Source organism: Quyinboa mangrovi, from assembly GCF_042219825.1.
Taxonomy (GTDB): domain Bacteria; phylum Bacteroidota; class Bacteroidia; order Bacteroidales; family UBA5342; genus JBHJHP01.
Window position 1 is genome coordinate 526,921 of the sequence record NZ_JBHJHQ010000001.1, and the last position, 17,974, is coordinate 544,894.

Genomic DNA, 17,974 nt, shown 5'->3' on the forward strand with positions numbered 1-17,974 from the left:
TATAAAAATGTATTATTGTGCAATCTGCCTGAACAAACTCTTCATACTTACCTTATCAGAAATAATATTTTGCAGATCAGAAATATTTACGCGTTCCTGCTCCATAGTATCTCTGTGTCGTATAGTAACTGTATTATCTTCCAGGGTTTGATGATCCAGAGTAATGCAAAACGGTGTTCCTATTGCATCCTGCCTGCGGTATCGTTTCCCTATTGAATCTTTTTCGTCGTACTGGCAGTTAAAATCAAATTTCAGTTCATCAATAATCTCCCGTGCTTTTTCCGGTAAACCGTCTTTTTTAACAAGAGGTAATACTGCCAATTTAAACGGTGCCAGAACCGGAGGCAATTTTAAAACCACACGTGTATCTCCTTTAACTTCCTCTTCGTGGTAAGAACCAGCCAGAATACTCAGAAACATCCGGTCTACACCAATAGATGTTTCAATGACGTAAGGAACATACGATGTATTCAGTTCCGGATCAAAGTACTGAATTTTTTTACCGGAATACTTTTCGTGTTGAGACAGGTCAAAATCGGTACGACTATGGATTCCTTCCACTTCCTTGAATCCAAATGGCATTTCAAATTCAATATCTGTGGCAGCATTAGCATAGTGAGCCAGTTTGTCGTGGTCGTGGAAGCGATATTTCTGATCGCCCATACCAAGTGATTTATGCCATTTCATACGGGTTTCCTTCCACTTATTGAACCAATCCATCTCTTCGCCCGGACGCACGAAAAACTGCATTTCCATTTGCTCAAATTCGCGCATACGGAATATAAACTGACGGGCCACAATTTCATTTCTGAAGGCTTTACCTATTTGTGCAATACCAAAAGGTAGTTTCATTCGTCCTGTTTTCTGAACATTCAGGTAATTCACAAATATTCCCTGTGCGGTTTCAGGTCGTAAATATATCTTCATGGCACCATCTGCAGTTGATCCCATTTCAGTGCTGAACATCAGATTAAACTGTCTTACATCTGTCCAGTTTTTTGTTCCTGAAACAGGGCATACCACATCATAGTCTTCAATAATTGCTTTTAATTCAGCCAGATCGTTATCGTTTAATGCTTTTACAAATCGAGTATGAACAGCTTCAATTTTTTCCTGATTGGCCAAAACACGTGGATTGGTAGCTCTGAATTGTGCTTCGTCAAAAGTATCACCAAACCGTTTTTTTGCTTTCTCAACTTCTTTATCGATTTTCCCTTCGAACTTTGCCATCAGATCTTCGATCAGGACATCGGCCCGGTATCTCTTTTTTGAATCTTTATTATCAATCAAAGGATCATTGAAAGCATCTACATGTCCTGATGCCTTCCAAATGGTGGGATGCATGAATATCGCAGAGTCAATTCCTACTACGTTTTCATTTAATAAAACCATACTGTCCCACCAGTACTTTTTTATGTTGTTTTTTAACTCAACACCATTTTGACCATAATCATAAACAGCACCGAGTCCGTCATATATTTCACTGGATGGAAATACATATCCATATTCTTTACAATGTGAGATCAGTTTTTTAAAAATATCCTCTGACATAATTGTAGTTTTATTGTTTTACGGGGCACAAAAATAAACTAAAAATCGTGAAATGGGAACATATTACAGCGATTGTTGCTTTCAGGATACTTTAATCCTGCAAATTTGTTTAGTTAACTGATTTGAACTGTTGAGGTATTGACTTTCTGGAACTGAGTAATTTATAATTTAGTGTACTTCAGACACTGGTTTATTTTAAGTCTTTTTAATGAAAAAAAGTATTAAAATCCTTGCCGGTAAAGGGTTTTTTACCTATTTTCGAAATACGAAAACGTTCATTGAATATAAGATATTGGCCGCATCAGAATAGATTGATAAACTCAACACTACAAAATTTTCCGAGAAAGCTTAAGAGTAGGAAAGCGGGCTGCAAACCTTCGGGTTCCTTTTTAGGACGGCAGATACTTGACTGCTCTGGCACTCAAATCCTGTAATACAGGAGTTTATTCAGATCCAGGGTGCGGCTTTTTTATGCTCTTATGCGAACGTAATCCTCCTGGTGATATTTCTAATTATCTGTAAGCGAAATATTTACATGTCTTATTCAATCTCATTTTAATTAAAGAAAAAATTCTCTAATTATGTTGAACAACATTATTGTCCAACATTTTAATTAAAGAAATATTTCTATATTTAAAGTCGTGATGTTGATCACATTAGCAAGGAACAAACCACATGGTACTCTTATTAAACTAAACACTTGTAATTCTCTAATTAAACTAATCGCTTATGGATCCTATTAAGGAATTGATTCACGAACTGGCCGAAGTTCATGGTCGTGAAAGAACCAGTCTCTTACCAATCTTACAGGGCGTGGTGAAGCAGGAGCGCTTTTTATCGGAATATTCGATGAAAGAAGTTGCCCGAGAGCTTGATTTGCCTGCCGCTGAAGTATTTGGTACTGCTACCTTTTATTCTTTTATGGAGAATAAAAAAACCGGTAAAAACATTATCCGGGTGTGTAAAACAATATCCTGTTCAATGAAAGGAACGAATCAGATTTTACTGGCTATACAGGATATGTTAAAGATCAAGCTGGGAGAAACGACTCCCGATGGTATGTTTACTCTTTTGCAAACTAACTGTTTGGGATGGTGTCATAAAGCGCCTGCCATTTTAATTAATGACGAGGTTTATACAGAACTGACACCTGAAAAAGTGAGAGATGTTATTTCTGATTATTTAAAAATGGGTTAAACAGTTTGTTATGGCATATCAATTAAAAAGAGTAGACCTGATCTTTAAAAATGATAATGATTGGGAAAAAATTTTAACAGATACCCTGGCTAGAGATACTCAGGACATAGTTAACAGCCTTATCAGCTCAGAGTTGAAAGGACGGGGAGGAGCTGGTTTTCCTACCGGACTCAAATGGAAGCTGGCCTCAGAAGCAAAAGCAGATGAAAAGTACGTTATCTGCAATGCAGATGAAGGTGAACCGGGTACCTTTAAAGACAGAGAAATATTAACAAAGGTTCCATATAAGGTTCTCACCGCAATGGCTATTTGTGGTAAGGTTATAGGTGCTCAAAAAGGATTTATTTATCTGCGTGGTGAATATACATTTTTGAAACAACCATTGGAAGAGGCTATTGCTGAATTTCAGTATTTCTGTAAAGAGATGAATTTTGATTTTAGTATCAAAATCTTTATGGGAAGCGGTGCTTACATATGTGGTGAAGAAACTGCATTATTCGAATCCATGCAGGGACGGAGAGGAGAACCCAGAAATAAACCTCCTTTTCCAACTGATAGTGGTTATCTGAATAAACCAACAGTCATAAATAACGTGGAAACCCTGGCGCACACTTTCACCATTTTTAAATATGGTGATAAGAAATTCTACGATTTGGGTGTACAATATTCCAGGGGAACGAAACTCTTCTCAATATCAGGCGATACTCCCATACCCGGAATTTATGAATTGGAACTGGGTATGTCGTTGCATGATTTTGTAACGGAATTTGGAGACGGTGACACCAAAGCGGTTCAGGTTGGTGGCGCATCCGGATTTTTGGTTCCACGAAAAAAGTTTAAGGAAACTGCTATCGGTTTTCAGGGCAAGCTGGTTGGAATTTCGTTACCTACCGGTGGCTCTATGATGCTTTATAACAGTACGCGTTCAATGTTTAATGTATTGAACAGTTACCTCGATTTCTTCAAGGAAGAATCATGCGGACAATGTACACCATGTCGGGTAGGTTGTCAGGTTCTTTATAAGGGAATTCAGGCCGTTAAGCGTGGAGAACGCAATGCTCAGTATCTTGATACTCTTCTGAGATTGTCAGAAACCATGCAGGTTACGGCAAAATGCGGCTTGGGTCAGTCTGTGGCAAATTCATTTGCTGCCATTGTTGAGAATTTCAAGGAAGAGATGATTTACTAATTTAAAAAACGACTGTTATGGCAAAAAAAATAAATCTTTTTATAAATGGTGCAAAATGTGCTGTAGATCAGGGAACAACAATTCTGGATGCTGCAAAAATGTTGAACATAAAGATTCCTACACTGTGCTATCATAAGGATCTGTGTGTTGCTGGCAACTGCAGGGTTTGTGTGGTAGAGTTGGAAGGCCAAAGGCGTTTGGCAGCTTCTTGTGCAACACCCTGTGCAGAAGGAATGGAAGTTAGAACAAATACTTTAAAAGTCAGGAATGCACGTAAGCATGTGATAGAGCTTCTATTGGCTGAACACAATGCCAATTGTACCCAGTGTTACAGAAATGGTAACTGTGAGTTACAAACGCTGGCTTCCGAATATAAAATAATGACACAGGATTTTATCGAAATTAGTCACGATAAGCCGCGTACGATTGATATGTACTCTCCGTCGATCATTAAGGACAATAGTCGTTGTATTAGGTGTCAAAGATGTGTAAGAACCTGTGCAGAGCTTCAGGGAGTAAATGCGTTAACTGTGGCATATAAAGGTGAAAATATGAAAATTTCAACCTTTTTTGAAAAGCCAATTACAGATGTGGTTTGTACTAACTGTGGTCAGTGTGTTAACCACTGTCCTACAGGTGCTTTGGTTGAACGCAATTACATTGAAGATGTTTGGAATGCCATTGCTGATCCTACAAAACATGTGGTGGTTCAAACAGCACCGGCTGTAAGAATTGGTTTGGGTGAAGAGTTGGGCTATGAGCCCGGAACAAGGGTTACCGGTAAACTTGTTGCAGCCTTGAAACGTCTGGGATTCGATTCTGTTTTAGATACGGATTTTACTGCAGACCTTACCATTCTGGAAGAAGGTACAGAGTTATTAACCCGACTTAAAAGAGCACTGGTTGATAAGGATGAAACAGTAAAACTTCCGATGGCTACATCCTGTTCTCCCGGCTGGATAAAATATATTGAACATATGTATCCAGAATACCTTGGAAACCTGTCCACCTGTAAATCTCCTCAACAGATGTTTGGGGCTCTGGTTAAAACGTATTATGCCAAAGCAAGAAATCTGGAACCGGAAGACATTATAAGCGTTTCTATCATGCCGTGTACGGCAAAGAAATTTGAAGCCAGCAGACCGGAAATGCATGACAGTGGTTATAAAGATGTGGATTACGTTCTTACAACCCGTGAGCTTGCGATTATGATCAAACAGGCGGGTATTGAATTCATGAAGCTTGAAGATATGCACTACGACCGGTTGATGGGTGATTCGACTGGAGCCGCAGTGATATTTGGAGCAACAGGTGGAGTTATGGAAGCTGCCCTGCGCACAGCTTATGAAATCGTAACCGGAAGGGAAGTGCCCTTTAAAGATTTGAATATTACTCCGGTTCGCGGTATACAAGGCGTACGCGAGGCCAGTGTAAAAATTGAAAAGCCGTTAAAGGAATGGGCTTTTCTTGATGGCGTTGAACTGAAATGTGCCGTGGCGCATGGTTTAATCAATGCTAAAAAGGTTATGGATTCCATGAAAAAAGGCGAAGCCGAATTCCATTTTCTTGAGGTCATGGCATGTCCGGGCGGTTGTCTTGGTGGTGGTGGTCAACCTATACCAACAAGCCCTGAAATACGTCAAAAACGCATGGAAGCAATTTATGCAGAAGATATGGGAATGGATATGCGAAAATCGCATGATAATCCCGAAGTCATAAAATTATACAATGATTTTCTTGGACAACCTCTTGGCGAGAAGTCTCATCATTTACTCCACACTAAATACGTAGAGCGGGAGCGCTATTAGAGTAACAAGTGAAAAGGGAGGCTTTGGCCTCCCTTTTTTTTATGGATTCATCCCGATATTTCAAAATAATTCGGTCGCAATTTGTTTTATGCTTTGTGTAGCCATTAACGTGTAATAATGAATGTTTGGAACACCGGCTTTAATAAGTTCTCTGGACTGCTTAATAGTCCATTCTGTACCTACCACCGCAGCTTCTTCATCCGTTTTACATTTTAAAAGTTCGCTGGCAAGTTCCTGTGGAATATCTGATTTAAAAATTTTAGGTAGTACGGTTAGCTGACTCTTAAACGTAATTGGCTTTAATCCCGGAATAATTGGAACGTTAATTCCTTCTTTTCTGCATCTGTCCACAAAATCAAAATACTTGGTATTGTCGAAAAACATTTGAGTCACAATGTATTCCGCACCATTATCTACTTTCTGTTTCATAAAATGAATGTCGGAATCCATATTGGGAGCTTCCTCGTGTTTTTCCGGATATCCTGCAACTCCATAAGAAAATTTATGATCATAAGCTTCTGTTTTTGATCCATCGCACAGAATACCATGATTGAAATCGTTAATTTGCTGTTGCAGTTCTGTCGCATGTGAGTGTCCGTCTACAGATGGTGTAAACTGTTTCTCGTGTTTGGCTTTATCTCCTCTAAGTACCAGCAGATCGAAAATGCCAAGATACTGCAGGTCTATTAATGCATATTCTGTTTCTTCTTTTGTAAAACCGCTACACAACATATGAGGAACCACATTAACATTATAACGGCTTTTTATGGCCGCTGCAATGGCAATTGTTCCGGGTCTGCTACGTACAGTAACCTTTTTAAACAAACCATCCGGAGTCTCTTTAAATACAGTTTCACTACGGTGTGTGGTTATATTAATGTAAATAGGATTAAATTCCTGCAGTGCATCAATGTTTTTGAATAAGCGGTCAATATTTTTACCCCTGAGTGGAGGAAGAATTTCATAAGAAAAAGCGGTTCGTTTTTCAGCTTCAGCTTTTCTTATATGATCAATAACCTTCATATATAAATGATTTGTTCCGTTTTGAAGCGCGAAATTAGTAAAAAAACGGAACTCAGGCTATTTTTCAATGATCCGAATTTTTTTAATACGGATATCTTTTAATGGCCTGTCTTTGTCATTTGTGGCCACAGCAGCAATGGAATCTACCACATTCATGCCTTTAATGACTTCTCCAAATACCGTAAAATCTCCATCGTATATAGGTGCACCTCCAACAGTTGTATAGGTTTTCCTCTGTTCCGGAGTAAATGTTATCTGTTTGGCCTGTTCAATATCGTTCAGTTCCTCATTGGTGAACACACGGCCAGAAATAATAAAAAACTGTGATCCGTCAGTTCTGTTGTATTTGTTTTTATATTCCGGCAACTTTGAAGCTGCAACAGCTCCTCTTTTGTGATACAGGCCCGGAATAATTTCCGTGGGTAAAGTATATCCGGGACCTTTCCATCCAACCGGATCATCCTTTTTAGCATATCTGGTATCGGCTGCTCCGGTTTGAATAAGAAAATTATGCAGAACCCTGTGAATAAGAAGGCTGTCGTAGTAACCGTCACTGGAAAGACGGATAAAGTTCTTTTCATATTCGGGCAATTTATCTGAAAGTTTAATTTCAAAATTTCCCATGGTTGTTTCCACCATAAAACTCTTTACATCTTCCGGTTTCGGATATACTTTATCGGTTTTAAACCTTAGTATGGATATGGCCTTAAAACTGTCACTCAGTGTATCTGTGACGGCCTTCAGACGATAAGCCGGATAAATTACCTTCAGATCAGTACCATCTTTGCTGACAGTCGTAATCACACCGGCAAGCTTGTGATCAGCCGTAAAAAGCGCTGTTCCAGGATCGGCATACGGGCTGTTAACCGTATACATTTTCAGCTTCTTAATTATTACAGCAGAGTCACGCTGGCAGTTGAATTTGCGCAGTTTGCTGTCAATTATCTTTAATCCGTACAGATCTTTTGGGACATCGGTAGATAACAGTTCAGGGAATTTATGCGGTTTTCCACTTACCCTGAGAAGTAAAATATTTTGTGTTATATCATACCATAGGTAACCGCGGGCCATTGGTTCTATATCTGAACCTTTATAAATGATCCGGACAGAATAGGCATTGCTTGATAAAGAAAAGGGGATGGCAACGATCTTATCACCTACCTGTACTCCGTTTCCGGTCTGATCCTTTGAAGCATACTGGTCGTAAGTTATGATTTCGGTGTTAGCCAGAAAATTCTTCTTGTACTGTTCAACATCTGCAGAATTACTTTTCTTTGGCTCATTCTGTTTCTTCTTACTGTTGCCACACGAAAACAGAAAAGTTATAACCAATATATATAGCAGGTTCTTCATTTATTTTAATACGCGTACGTCCATTTTTACATCCTGCAAAGGACGATCATTTTTATCTGTCTTCAAATTGGCAATTTTATCAACTACGTCCATGCCTTCAATTACTTCTCCAAACACAGTGTATTCTCCGTCAAGAGCCGGAACACCACCAATTGTTGTATACACTTCCCGCTGTTCTTTGGTAAATCGTTTTAAATCTGATGACAGATATTCTACCTGGATCTTATTCTTTATTTCCCGTAACAATTCATTAAAAGCTTTTGGATCAGTAGTTTTAAGCCTGGCTAATTCCTCTTTACGGGGAACATAATATTTGTTTTTTAATTCAATTTCGATGGGTTTGTTATGGTTATTTTCAAGAATATCCAATTCTTCATTCGTGTATTTCCTTCCCGAAATAATGTAAAACTGACTTACATCCGATTTTTTAAATACATTAATATCATCCGGTTGCCTCGGGGCACAAAGTGCACCTCTTTTATGAAAATACTCAGGATTAAATTCTGAATTAATGATTCGCGTTGAAACGCCGTAGCCGATGTGCTTTCCGGGAGGGGCATTTCTTGAATCCAATGAACCTCCCTGGATGATAAAATTTTTAATCACCCTGTAAAACAATGTGCCATCAAAGTGCCCTGAATTTACCAACTGCATAAAGTTTTTAGCATGTTCGGGAGTTCCATCGTACAGCATTACTTTTATATTTCCCATATTCGTACTTATTAAAACTTCATGCGTCTGAGAACTTGCGGCAGTCAAGGAAAGTAAAAATATAACATGAATTAATATTAGTTTTTTTTGCATGTCTAATTCAGCATTTTAATGGTAAACTTAATGTCTTCTAAAGGGCGCTGAGTGGCCGGATTGGTTTGCATGGCAGCAATGGAATCAACAACATCCATGCCATCAATGACTTCTCCGAACACTGTGTAGTCATTATCAAGAAAAGGAATTCCTCCGACGGTAGAATATGTTTTTACCTGTTCCGGTGTAAATGAAAATATACCGCTGTTCTTTATAAAAGCCCGGTTAGTCTCTGCCATAATTGAATCCTGTAATTCCAGAAGTTTGTCGGGCATGTCAGAATACATTAATGTGTTCATGCTATCCCTGTATTTAGGAACAATTTTATTAAAATATTTATTACGTTCAAGATCATTTTTTTTAACCGCAATATTTACCAGTTGAGTGGAATCGTAAACCGAACCCTGCACGATATAAAACTGTGAACCGGAAGATTCCTTGAGAGGATTTACTCTGTCGTTCTGTCTGGCTGCTGCTAATGCGCCACGTTTATGAAAGTATTTTGTGTAAATAATCTCTGCAGGAATGGTATATCCCGGACCACCTGACCCCAGTTGTACATTTGCAGGTGCATTTTTACTCTTTGGATCACCACCCTGAATAATCATTCCTTTGGCAACACGGTGAAAAAGAAGATCATTATAAAATCCGTCTTTAACCAGTTTAACAAAATTATCCCTGTGGAGGGGCGTTTCATTATAAAGTTTGATTTTTATATTTCCCAGGTCTGTCTTTATAACTGCAATTCTTTCGTCACCCTTTTCTTTTTCAGAACAGGCATAAAAAAGAACAAAAGCTGTCAACAAAGCAATTAAAAGTTTTTTCATTTTGCTTGTTTTTTACAAAAATAAGAGAATTACCTAGCTGATCAAATTATATGGTATGATGTTGATGTACAGGTTCGCCCAGTAATGTTGCGGAAGTTGCATCATTTATTGTAACCTGAACCAGGTCACCAATCCTGTTTTGTTCCCTTGAAAAGACCACAACTTTATTTTGTTGCGTTCTTCCAAAGAGTTTCTCCCGGGAACGTTTGGAAACACCTTCAACCAATACTTCAAAAGTTTTCCCTATATCTTTTTTATTACTGTTTAAAGATAATTGAGTCTGAAGGTCTATGATTTCCTCCAGTCTCTGCTTTTTTATTTTTTCCGGTACGTTGTCTTCAAGATTTTTAGCTGCATAGGTTCCGGGCCTTTCGGAATATTTGAACATAAATGCAGCATCAAATTCTACCTGTTTCATTAAACTAAGTGTATCTTTATGATCTTCATCCGTTTCGTTATGAAATCCACAAAAAATATCGGTACTAATGCCGCAGTCCGGTATAATTTTTTTTATCGCAGAAATCCTTTGCAGATACCATTCCCTGTCGTATTTACGGTTCATAAACTTCAGAACCTTTGAGCTTCCTGACTGGACTGGCAGATGAATATGGTTGCAAATGTTTGAGTAGCGGGCAATAACCATTAGTGTCTCATCACTCATGTCTTTAGGATGCGATGTTGTAAAACGTATCCTCATATCCGGAAATGTATTGGCAATCAGCTCAAGAAGTGCCGTAAAATCAGTTGCATTTTCATCATCGTCAGAAAACTTATAAGAATTTACGTTTTGACCCAAAAGCGTTACTTCTTTAAACCCTCTGTCTTTCAGATCCTGAATTTCATGGATGATGCTTTGAGTGTCCCTGCTTCGTTCCCGTCCTCTTGTATAGGGTACGATACAATATGTACAAAAATTATTACATCCCCGCATGATTGAAACGAATCCTGAAATTCTTGACGGCCCAATACGTTCCGGGATGATTTCTTTATAAGTTTCACTTGTAGAAAGTGTAACGTTTATAGCTTTTTCTCCTGTTTCTGCCGCACCAACCATATTAGGCAGGTCAAGATAGGCATCGGGACCCACAACAAGGTTTACACCTTTCTCCTTTATAAGTTCATCTTTAGTTCGTTCCGCCATACAACCCAAGACCCCAACAATAAGATTGGGTTTTGATTTTCTGAGCGAATTAAAATAATCGAGCCTGTTCAAAACCTTTTGTTCTGCATTATCCCTGATAGAACAGGTGTTGATAAAAATAGCATCGGCTTCATTAATATTTTTAGTAATATCGTAATGATCCATTTTCATTACGGTTGCTACAACCTCACTGTCCGCAAGATTCATCTGACACCCATAGGTTTCAATAAAAAGCTTTTTATTCCCTTGTCCCTGCATTAAATCAATTTTTTTTGCAAAATTACTAGGACTCTTTGTTTAAGAAAATTAAAGGCTTTAAAAAAGCATTATATTTCATAAATTTATTTGAAAATAAACCGTACTTGCAATAGAACGATTCTAAATAAGGAAAGTTTTCTGTTGTAGGGCAGAAAAAACTTTTCTAAAAAAAACATAATTATATTAACAAATATTATCAGTTCTATCTGTGTTTGGTATTTAAATAATTAGTATTAAGTGTTTTGCAATTAACAATCTTTCTGTAAAAACTTTGTTAATAATTACGGATCAATATTCTTCTGTTGCGTTTTATTCGTTATTAACTTGCAGACTGTCTCTTCTAAAAATTGAAGTATAATAACTAATTGAAAATAAATCTTTAGCAAAAAAAAGGACTGATGGACGTAAAAAATGTTGTTCTAATAAATGACGCTAAACAGCAGGATACTCAAACTTACACATTTGAAGAAGCCTTTGAAGCTTCTAAAATCTATTTTAAAGGGGACGAGCTTGCTGCACGCGTATGGGTTAATAAATATGCATTAAAAGATTCACATGGAAAGATCTATGAGAAAACTCCCAACGACATGCATAGAAGGCTGGCATCTGAAATTGCCAGAATAGAACAAAGATATCCGAATCCGTTAAGCGAAACGGATGTGTTTGATCTGATAAAAGAATTTAAATACATTGTTCCACAGGGAAGCCCTATGTCAGGCATCGGCAATCCTTTTCAGATTGCATCATTATCCAACTGTTTTGTGATCGGAAATGAAGATAATGCTGACTCATACGGTGGTATTATGAAGATTGATCAGGAGCAGGTGCAACTTATGAAAAGACGTGGTGGTGTAGGTCACGATCTTTCTCATATACGTCCAAAAGGTTCGCCTGTTAAAAACTCTGCTTTAACTTCTACCGGTTTGGTTCCGTTTATGGAACGCTTTTCTAATTCAACCAGAGAAGTAGCCCAGGATGGCAGACGTGGTGCTTTGATGTTGAGTGTGTCAATTCAACATCCTGATGCTGAAGATTTTATTGATGCAAAAATGGAGCAGGGAAAAGTAACGGGTGCAAATGTTTCCGTAAAAATTGATGATGCTTTTATGCAGTCTGTTGAAAATGGAAATCCCTATAAACAACAATATCCAATTGCTACAAATAATCCAACAGTAACCAAGGAAATAGATTCACAGAAACTGTGGAAAAAGATTGTTCATAACGCATGGAAATCAGCAGAACCGGGAATATTGTTTTGGGATAATGTGATTAATGAATCTGTACCGGATTGTTACGCTGATTTAGGTTACAGAACTGTTTCCACGAATCCATGTGGCGAGATACCATTATGTCCGTATGACAGTTGTCGTCTGTTGGCGATCAACCTGTTTTCTTATGTGGAAAATCCATTCACGCCAAATGCAACATTTAATTTTGGTTTGTTCAAAAAACATGTTGCATATGCTCAGCGTATGATGGATGATATTATTGATCTGGAGATTGAAAAGATTAATAAAATCATTGAAAAAATTGATCTGGATCCTGAATCAGCTGAGGTTAAACGCGTTGAACGCAATCTGTGGGAAAACATACGCAATAAAACATTACAGGGCAGGAGAACCGGTGTTGGCATAACTGCAGAAGGCGACATGCTGGCAGGTTTAGGATACCGCTACGGAACGGAGGAAGCTACAGATTTTTCTGTAAAAGTTCATAGAACCATTGCGGTTGAAGCTTATCGTTCATCAGTTTATCTGGCAAAGGATCGTGGTCAGTTCCCGATATTTGATGCCAAACGTGAAAAAAATAATCCGTTCATAAACAGATTGGCTGATGCTGATCCAACTCTGCTGGAAGAGATGCAACAATACGGACGTCGTAATATCGCTTGTCTTACCATTGCTCCAACCGGAACAACCAGCCTCATGACTCAGACAACATCAGGCATTGAACCGGTATTCCTGCCGTATTATACCCGTCGCAGAAAGGTTAATCCGAATGATCCCGGTATTAAAGTGGACTTTGTGGATGAGGTGGGAGATTCATGGGAAGAATTTTCTGTATACCATCATAAATTCCTCGACTGGATGAAGGTGAACGGGTATGACACTTCAAAAAAGTACAGCAACGAAGAATTGGATGAGATTGTTGCTAAATCACCTTATTACAAGGCAACTTCAAATGATGTGGATTGGGTTCAGAAAGTGAAAATGCAGGGAAGAATACAGAAGTGGGTGGATCATTCCATAAGTGTAACCATCAATCTGCCAGAAGATGTGAAAGAGGAACTTGTTGGTGAATTGTACATTGAAGCCTGGAAGTCAGGCTGTAAGGGTGTGACAGTTTACAGAGACGGATCACGTTCAGGTGTTTTGGTATCAGATAAAGATAAAAAAGATGCCACTGTCGCCGGCGAAGATTCAGTACGGGTGATTGAAGAACGTCCGAAAGAACTGGAAACTGATGTGGTTCGTTTTCAGAATAACAAGGAAAAATGGATTGCTTTCGTTGGTTTACTGGACGGAAGACCCTATGAAATTTTTACCGGTCTTGCAGATGACGAAGACGGAATTTTGCTACCCAAATGGGTTACAAAAGGTAAAATTATTAAGAATGTGGATGAAGAAGGTCATAAGCGTTACGACTTTCAGTATGTTCATCGTCGTGGTTTTAAAATAACCATCGAGGGACTGAGCTGCAAATTTGACCCTGAATTCTGGAACTATGCAAAATTAATTTCAGGTGTGTTGCGTTATGGTATGCCAATTAATCTGGCCGCCAAACTTATACAGGGACTGGATCTGGATAGTGAATCCATCAATACATGGAAAAACGGTGTTGAACGTGCCCTTAAGAAATATATTCCTGACGGGACCAAAGCTCACGGGAAACATTGCCAGAACTGTAACAGTGATTCTTTGATCTATCAGGAGGGGTGTCTGATCTGTACTTCCTGTGGAAATTCTAAATGTGGTTGATCAACTGAGATACAGATATTTACAAGGCACTTCAATTTTGAGGTGCCTTTTTTATAAACTTTTTGGATTGTCCATAGGTTTTTCTTTAAATTTGAAGTTATAAAACAGGGGACGACAACATGCTATATCACTTTTTAATTTTATCCGGAGAAAGAGAGGATTTTGTTCGTGAAATTCTCATCAATAGCGATGCTACATTTCTTGATTTACATGAAGCTATTCAGGAAAGTGTTGGTTATGATACCAGCCAGATTGCATCGTTTTTTGTGTCAGATGATGAGTGGGACAAAGGACAGGAGATTACCCTCATTAAAATGGACAGACGTAGTGGTGATGAGGAACTGATTATGCAGGATGTAAAACTTCAGGATATTTTAATGAACAAAAAAGACAGACTGATTTACCAGTTTGATTTTTTCTCAAACCGTGGTTTCTTTATTGAATTACTTTCAATAAGTGAAAATAGAACCATTGCCCAACCTGCACTGATAAAGTCGGAGGGTGAGCCTCCTGAGCAGATTCTTTTGGATGATATTGGTTTGGATGAAGTATCATCCTTACTTGGTCTGACAGAGGAAGACGATGAGTTTGACGATGAATTTAACGATATTCGTTTCGAAGATCTCGACTCGGATTCCTATGAAGAATATTTTTAGTTGATGCCCGATAAAAACCTTATCATCCTTACCGGCCCAACTGCTGTTGGAAAAACAGGTGTAAGTATTGAATTGGCCAAACATTTTGGATGTGATGTAATTTCTGCCGATTCAAGGCAGTTTTACAAATACATGACCATCGGAACTGCGGCACCAACTGCGGCAGAACTTCAACAGGCAAAGCATCATTTTTTACAGTTTCTTGAACCGGAACAGTATTACAATGCCAGTACATATGAACACGATGTTCTGGCTTTACTGGATGATCTGTACAAAACAACTGACGTGGCGATTTTATGTGGCGGCAGCATGTTATATGTAGATGCAGTAACCAAAGGCATTGACCTGATGCCGGATGTTGATCCTGAAATACGTAAAGCACTGTATGCGTCACACGAACGTGGCGAGATTGAAGGCTTACGTATGCAGCTAAAAAAATTGGATCCAGTGTACTATAAAGAGGCAGATCTTAAAAATCCGGTTCGGATCATACATGCACTTGAAATATGTCTAACTACCGGAAAACCATTTTCAGAGTTCAGAACAAAACAAGTCAAGGACCGGCCGTTCAATATGATAAAAATCGGACTGGATTTACCACGCAGTGATTTATATAACCGGATCAATCAAAGAGTGTATAAAATGATAGATGATGGCCTGGTGGAAGAGGTAAGATCACTTGAAAAATACAGAAATGAGAATGCCCTGAATACAGTTGGATACAAGGAGATATTTGAATTCCTCGATGAAAAAATTTCCCTTGAACGGGCAGTGGAACTGATTCAGCGGAATTCCAGACGATATGCAAAAAAACAGTTAACCTGGTTTAAGAAGGATGACGAAACAACATGGTTTTCGCCGCTAACTACCAAAGAAATAGCAGAACATATCCAACAAAAGATATTAAAGCATTAAACAGAATGTTTATTAAGTTGTTCTGGTTGTGAATATAATTAGTAAAAATGGGAAACAAAAGGTGTAAATTATCTGATAAGGAATATTCGAAAAAGATACCTGAGAATCCAAAATACGAGTGTAAAAAGTGTGGACGACAGGCTAAAAAGGAAGACAAAGTTTGTAAACCTATGAAAGTTAAGGCAGCCTGATGAACAATTGGCAGGAATGGATCGGTTACCTTGCATCTGCTTTGGTAGCACTTAGTCTTTTAATGTCTTCAGTGAAAAAACTTCGCTGGATTAATATGTCCGGTGCATTTGTTTTTACGGTATATGGCGCATTGATTGATTCATGGCCGGTACTATTGATGAACGCTTTTCTGGTAGTAGTTAATATCTGGTACCTGGTGAAACTGAATAACAAAAATCTTCATCTCCATCTTAAAAAGGAAGATTGGCATGATCCCTTAGTTCAAAAATTTATGGATAGGTTCAAAACCGATATAGAACATTATTATCCGTATTTTAATTATAAAAATATTGACTCCGAACTTCGTCTGATATATGATAATTTTGAAATTGTAGGTTTTTTAACCGGAAATCTGGTGGATGATAAAATACTGCTGGATACACTGTATATACATAATTCATACAAAGGATACAATTTTGAAGAAAAATTATTTGAATCCAACAGGCTGGTTCAGAAGGCTTACAGTGCAGATGAATACGGATTCAGTCTGATCTCTGAACCGGCAAAGAATTATCTGAAGCAGTTTAAAATCAGCCCTTAAAAATTATCGCTTCGTATTTAAAAATTTCGGCTCTTCTCCATCCGTCCCAACCTATGCCTGCTTTGTCTCTGGAGCAACGGCCTAAAAATTCTTCCAGTGTCCAGTTATTTTTCGTAGCAACCTGTGGCAGTAAAGTTCCGGCTTTATTATCCTGCCTGATATAAATACCGTGTTTACCAAGCTTTATTTCCTTTATATCATGAACCTTGTCCAGTGGTGTCAACACAGAAATTTCGATTTCCAAATCTGATAATTCATCCCGGTGAACCGGTGAAAACCGGTTATCAGCAGTTGCTGCAGCTACAGACATTTTCTGAACAATTTTGTACAAGGGATAATCCGGGTTGAACCTTCCTATGCAACCGCGAAGTTTGCCGTTGGAATAAACGGATACAAAAGCACCAACAGGTGCCATCATAGCAGATGTAAGATCTATATCTTCAAGCGGATCAATATTATGATTTCCAATGTATTTTTCCAGTGTGCGATGTGCAATGCGTAATAGAGAACTCCGCTCATCGGAGTTGATATGAAAAACTTCTCTTGGCTTTGTAATCCCAATGCTCCAGTAGCCTACAACTCTTGTTTTATCTCCGAAATATACATGATCACCGGAATTTTTATATTCAAATAATTTATAATGAAAATTGCTTTTTTCTGTCATATAGAGCAAAGTCAAAATTGCGCTTGAACCGCAAATGGTGGTAACCAGGTTATCATATTGCATATCCTCAACTTTTTCCTTTGTTTTCAGAAATACCTCGGGATCATTGCTGATAATTGATTTGGCTATTAATCCATCCGACAGCGTTGCATCGTGATAGGATGGATAATGGCTGAAATCACTGCTAACAATAAACAGATTTTCGCTTTTTAGATAATGTTTTAAAGTATTGGCAATTGATTTGATGATGGATTTATTTTTTGTACCAATAATAATTGGAACAATTTGCAGGTCATCACCGTAAAGCATTTGCAAAAACGGCAACTGAACTTCCAGTGTATGTTCGCTTTTATGCGCATCGGGGAAGTAGGTAATATTCTCGTTCGTTTTAAAGAGCTGGTTTGCCAGTTCCTTATTGACTTTTACCTTACCCAAAGGAGTTACATAATCACCTTTATTATAGATACTTGCTCCGCCAAAATTCATGCTATGACTGCTGCCAATAAGAAAGATATTAACGGGAGCATCAAATTTTTTAAGTGCTTTATAGGCTGATCCGGCCACATGACCCGAAAAGATATAGCCTGCATGTGGTACAATTAGTGCGCGTAATGGCTCTTCTATGTGATATGAGGGGCTTTCTGAAAAGATCGATTCCAAATCCCTTTTCAACTCGCTGGCAGAAGAAGGATAAAATTTACCGGCAACTACAGGTCTCCTGTCGTTTTCCAGAATTTGCAGATTATTTTTTTTAAAATTATACATGGGCTCAAACTTAAGTCATTGTATTGAGTCTGATAAATTTACGCAAAATGCTTCAAACAGAGAAAGTAACATT

The 17,974-nt window shown here is 38.2% G+C and carries 14 protein-coding genes; 7 read left to right on the plus strand and 7 right to left on the minus strand.

The window, feature by feature from the left end; genetic code table 11:
* Positions 1–12: 12 nt before the first annotated feature.
* The gene (locus ACE1ET_RS02275; RefSeq protein WP_375726735.1) at positions 13–1,551 is read right to left on the minus strand and encodes a glycine--tRNA ligase; all 1,539 of its coding nucleotides are present in this window, start codon (positions 1,549–1,551) and stop codon (positions 13–15) included.
* Positions 1,552–2,280: 729 nt separating this feature from the next.
* On the opposite strand from ACE1ET_RS02275, the gene ACE1ET_RS02280 reads away from it, so the two are divergent.
* Genes ACE1ET_RS02280 through ACE1ET_RS02290 form a run of 3 tightly spaced genes read left to right on the plus strand, consistent with a single transcriptional unit; the run spans position 2,281 to position 5,745 of the window.
* A complete protein-coding gene (locus ACE1ET_RS02280; RefSeq protein ID WP_375726736.1) occupies positions 2,281–2,748 on the plus strand; it encodes an NADH-quinone oxidoreductase subunit NuoE family protein in 468 nt (155 codons plus the stop codon).
* Between the two features lie 10 nt (positions 2,749–2,758).
* A complete protein-coding gene (locus ACE1ET_RS02285) occupies positions 2,759–3,937 on the plus strand; it encodes an NADH-ubiquinone oxidoreductase-F iron-sulfur binding region domain-containing protein (protein WP_375726737.1) in 1,179 nt (392 codons plus the stop codon).
* Between the two features lie 17 nt (positions 3,938–3,954).
* Positions 3,955–5,745: an NADH-dependent [FeFe] hydrogenase, group A6 gene (locus ACE1ET_RS02290; RefSeq protein WP_375726738.1), complete on the plus strand. Its 1,791-nt coding sequence runs from the start codon at positions 3,955–3,957 to the stop codon at positions 5,743–5,745.
* 60 nt (positions 5,746–5,805) lie between these two features.
* Here ACE1ET_RS02290 and metF read toward each other — a convergent pair whose 3' ends face one another.
* From metF to miaB, 5 genes are read right to left on the minus strand one after another with little or no spacing between them, the layout of a single operon-like run.
* On the minus strand, positions 5,806–6,768 hold the full coding sequence (gene metF, locus ACE1ET_RS02295) for a methylenetetrahydrofolate reductase [NAD(P)H] (RefSeq protein ID WP_375726739.1): 963 nt from the start codon (positions 6,766–6,768) through the stop codon (positions 5,806–5,808).
* Positions 6,769–6,825: 57 nt separating this feature from the next.
* A complete protein-coding gene (locus ACE1ET_RS02300; RefSeq protein ID WP_375726740.1) occupies positions 6,826–8,121 on the minus strand; it encodes a peptidylprolyl isomerase in 1,296 nt (431 codons plus the stop codon).
* Positions 8,122–8,925, minus strand: coding sequence for a peptidylprolyl isomerase (locus ACE1ET_RS02305; RefSeq protein WP_375726741.1), 804 nt, complete (start codon positions 8,923–8,925; stop codon positions 8,122–8,124). It lies immediately after the preceding gene.
* Between the two features lie 2 nt (positions 8,926–8,927).
* Positions 8,928–9,752 (minus strand): peptidylprolyl isomerase, encoded by an 825-nt coding sequence (locus ACE1ET_RS02310; protein WP_375726742.1) that lies wholly within the window; start codon positions 9,750–9,752, stop codon positions 8,928–8,930.
* A 46-nt stretch (positions 9,753–9,798) separates the two neighbouring features.
* Complete coding sequence (gene miaB, locus ACE1ET_RS02315) at positions 9,799–11,151, minus strand: tRNA (N6-isopentenyl adenosine(37)-C2)-methylthiotransferase MiaB (RefSeq protein WP_375726743.1); 1,353 nt, start codon at positions 11,149–11,151, stop codon at positions 9,799–9,801.
* Between the two features lie 398 nt (positions 11,152–11,549).
* Here miaB and ACE1ET_RS02320 point away from each other — a divergent pair, with 398 nt between their 5' ends.
* The 4 genes from ACE1ET_RS02320 (at position 11,550) to ACE1ET_RS02335 (ending at position 16,472) form a co-directional block, all read left to right on the plus strand.
* Positions 11,550–14,129 (plus strand): adenosylcobalamin-dependent ribonucleoside-diphosphate reductase, encoded by a 2,580-nt coding sequence (locus tag ACE1ET_RS02320; RefSeq protein ID WP_375726744.1) that lies wholly within the window; start codon positions 11,550–11,552, stop codon positions 14,127–14,129.
* 119 nt (positions 14,130–14,248) lie between these two features.
* Positions 14,249–14,785, plus strand: coding sequence for an IS1096 element passenger TnpR family protein (locus ACE1ET_RS02325; RefSeq protein ID WP_375726745.1), 537 nt, complete (start codon positions 14,249–14,251; stop codon positions 14,783–14,785).
* Between the two features lie 3 nt (positions 14,786–14,788).
* Positions 14,789–15,700: a tRNA (adenosine(37)-N6)-dimethylallyltransferase MiaA gene (gene miaA / locus ACE1ET_RS02330; RefSeq protein WP_375726746.1), complete on the plus strand. Its 912-nt coding sequence runs from the start codon at positions 14,789–14,791 to the stop codon at positions 15,698–15,700.
* Positions 15,701–15,890: 190 nt separating this feature from the next.
* Positions 15,891–16,472, plus strand: coding sequence for a hypothetical protein (locus ACE1ET_RS02335; protein WP_375726747.1), 582 nt, complete (start codon positions 15,891–15,893; stop codon positions 16,470–16,472).
* Here the strand turns inward: ACE1ET_RS02335 and amrB are convergent.
* Positions 16,462–17,901 (minus strand): AmmeMemoRadiSam system protein B, encoded by a 1,440-nt coding sequence (gene amrB, locus ACE1ET_RS02340; RefSeq protein WP_375726748.1) that lies wholly within the window; start codon positions 17,899–17,901, stop codon positions 16,462–16,464. The two genes, ACE1ET_RS02335 and amrB, sit on opposite strands and share 11 nt — an antisense overlap.
* Positions 17,902–17,974: the final 73 nt, after the last annotated feature.